3 protein-coding genes and 1 pseudogene are annotated in these 2763 nt (G+C 26.9%); all 4 read right to left on the bottom strand.

The window, feature by feature from the left end; translation table 11 throughout:
• A pseudogene (locus U881_RS13335) lies at positions 1 to 340 on the bottom strand (variable large family protein); the annotation flags it as partial.
• A gap of 312 nt (positions 341 to 652) precedes the next feature.
• On the bottom strand, positions 653 to 1222 hold the full coding sequence (locus U881_RS0105975; RefSeq protein WP_024653648.1) for a BTA121 domain-containing protein surface lipoprotein: 570 nt from the start codon (positions 1220 to 1222) through the stop codon (positions 653 to 655).
• Positions 1223 to 1902: 680 nt separating this feature from the next.
• Complete coding sequence (locus U881_RS12835; protein ID WP_160164806.1) at positions 1903 to 2070, bottom strand: hypothetical protein; 168 nt, start codon at positions 2068 to 2070, stop codon at positions 1903 to 1905.
• A gap of 13 nt (positions 2071 to 2083) precedes the next feature.
• Positions 2084 to 2329, bottom strand: a complete 246-nt coding sequence (locus tag U881_RS0105985; protein ID WP_024653649.1) for a hypothetical protein — start codon at positions 2327 to 2329, stop codon at positions 2084 to 2086.
• Between the last annotated feature and the right edge of the window lie 434 nt (positions 2330 to 2763).

Here is a 2763-nt window from a genome sequence, read left to right on the forward strand (position 1 = left end):
TTAACTACTTCTCTAATTGAATTTTTGGACGAATCGCTTTTATCACCACCTGTTTCTGATTTTTTTGCTACTTCTTCTAACTCTCTTGATGTTTCTCAAATCTTACTACCTAGAACACTAAAATAACTTCCTACATCCTCTTTCTTCGTAGTTGTTTTTGCAGTAAAGCTCAAAACATCCAAAACTAATTCCAAAAAAGCAAAAAAGCATTCTCAGCAACTCCTCCCAACTTCAATCATTATCGCACCACTTAACCCACTCCCAACTCCCTTCTGAGCTCCTGATTGCTTACTTCTTTCCACATCCCACCATCCCCCACCATCATCACCACCATACTCATCTTAATAACTCCACTAATCCTTCTTTTCCTTTCCCCTTCTCTCTCTTCCCCTCCCTCTATTTTCTATCTCTTTTATTTCTTTCATTCCTTTCTTGCCTCCTTATTTTTTTTCTTTATCTTTATACTTTAGATAGCCAACAAAACAAAAATAAATAAATCAAGAATTAAAAAATATACTTACCAAATAAAAAAATGATAAATCTTTAATAAAGAGACACACCAAAATGCCAAAAAGGAAAACAATTTTCATAATAAAGAAAAAAATGTTTCCCTTAATTGACTTTATCATTGAATGATATATTTATATTATTTTTATTTAGTAACAGTACTAATAATCTGCAAATTAACACCATTACTAGAATTTGAAAGCTTTTCATATCTCTCTTTAACATCACGACTGATATCGCTATACTCTCTTAATAATCTTAAGTACTCTTTTTCCGCTTCATTTAATCTATTTTCAAAGTTATTTTTTACATCTTGATCTTGGATATCATTAATAGATACCTTTAATGCATTGATCAAACATAGATGTTCAAAAATATTGTCCATAATTTTTGCAACTTGATCAGCATCTAATTGAGACAAAAAATCACGAAATGTATCATTACTATGTATTTTAAAAACATCCACTAATGCTTTTCTTAAATATTCAAATGCCTCTCTCTGATCTTTAGATAGATTAAATGTATAAGACAATTCAGCAGCAATTGATTTAACCTCTTCACTCAGATCTACATCCATATCTACCTTTTCTCTGCTTTCTGAAAAAACACCTAGATCTAGACTCTCTCTTACAAGAGGAAAACTTTGAGCTTTGCAACTTTCCAATGCAATTACCGCTATGGACAATAATATTAAAGCATAATCTCTTAACTTCATATTTTAACATCTCCTTTTAAAATCAAAAACAATGTAAGAATATTTATATATTACTTAAATAGCAATAATAACAATAACAGTACTTGTATCAATTATTTTTAGTGTACTAATTTAGTTTCAGTTATATAATCTTAAACCTAAATATCAATATAAAATAATCTTGCATGTTCTTTTACAAAAACAAACCATATTGAACTTACATCTTTTCTTTAATATACTTTACAACCATAGAAAATCAATGAAAAGCTTATAAAAAATATAATAAAAAACTTGTTTTTCTAAAACATTCTAACACCATACAAACAAATCGCCAGCATTGGCTAAAAAAATTATTACCTCTATATATATTAGTTAAACCAAACAATTAACTAATTCAATTAACATTGAATATTAATTGAATTCAAAAATCAAGAATAAAAACTAATTTAAAAAAATCTATATAGAATATTAAATATTTTGGTTATAACTTTTATTATTATAATAATCGTTAAGTGAACTACTAAATTTACTAGACATACCAACATATAAAAGTTATTCTTATCAAATATTAGCTATACAGCTATAGATACATTAATCTAATAATGATTTTTCTGAGCTAATTTTAAACGAAAACACATTTTTATTCCTTCTTTTCTCCACAACGAAAATCAAGTTCTTGCGTAAAACATAAATTTAAAGTCTCAGATTTTTTCTGATAAAGTCTCAGATTTTTTCTGAATTTCCTGATTTTCTATCTCTTCTATATATGCAATCCAATCGCCAATAGTTTTACCTTTGCCATACCTTTCTTCAAACTCACTAAGCTCTTTATACAGAACTAAAAGATCGTGAAATTTTTGACAATTCATTTATTATCCCTAATTAGCTAACTTTTGTTACACAGTATGCCCCATTCTCAAAGAGAAGAGTATATTCAGCTATCCTCAAATCATATTGAAGCAAATCTTCGTAAAATTCTCCAAAAATTCTAGTATCAAGTTGAACATAATTCACAAATTTACCAACCAAAGCATTTTCTTCATTAAAGAATAATAATTTAACCAAAATTTCTCTAAGTTCATCTTTACTCAATAATTTACTATTACTTAAATAACGTATCTTTTCCATTCTCCAACAAATCGAAAATTTGTATTAACTTACTATACCCCTCATATCCACTTACTACTTTATCATAAAATAATACCTGAAAGATACACGAGTTCTATATGCAACATGATTTCTCATGTATATCATCAAACACATACTCAAAATATGCAATAAAAAATATCCTAAATAAATATAAGTGATTCTTCTAGAATATGACCAAGATCTTCGGTAGTAACTTGTGGATTAGAATTAAATTTCTTTCTCATGTATATTTTTATTTCATACTAAAATTAATTAACACTGTAAATGAGCGCCATTATATTTCTTCAAATAAATAAAGTATTTCATATGGATTAAAAGAAGAAGGTTATAAAGAGAAGTTTGTTTTCATAATTTATTATCTTTTTTTACACAATTTTATAACTACACAAATCTATTACAATCTATACAATTTT

Origin of the sequence: Borrelia persica No12, assembly GCF_000500045.1 — a bacterium.
GTDB classification, from domain to species: domain Bacteria; phylum Spirochaetota; class Spirochaetia; order Borreliales; family Borreliaceae; genus Borrelia; species Borrelia persica.

Excerpts from the sequence above, each read along its gene's own strand:
- U881_RS12835 (WP_160164806.1), bottom strand. The coding sequence starts at position 2,070 with ATGAATTGTCAAAAATTTCACGATCTTTTAGTTCTGTATAAAGAGCTT.
- U881_RS0105975 (WP_024653648.1), bottom strand. The coding sequence starts at position 1,222 with ATGAAGTTAAGAGATTATGCTTTAATATTATTGTCCATAGCGGTAATT.
- U881_RS0105985 (WP_024653649.1), bottom strand. The coding sequence starts at position 2,329 with ATGGAAAAGATACGTTATTTAAGTAATAGTAAATTATTGAGTAAAGAT.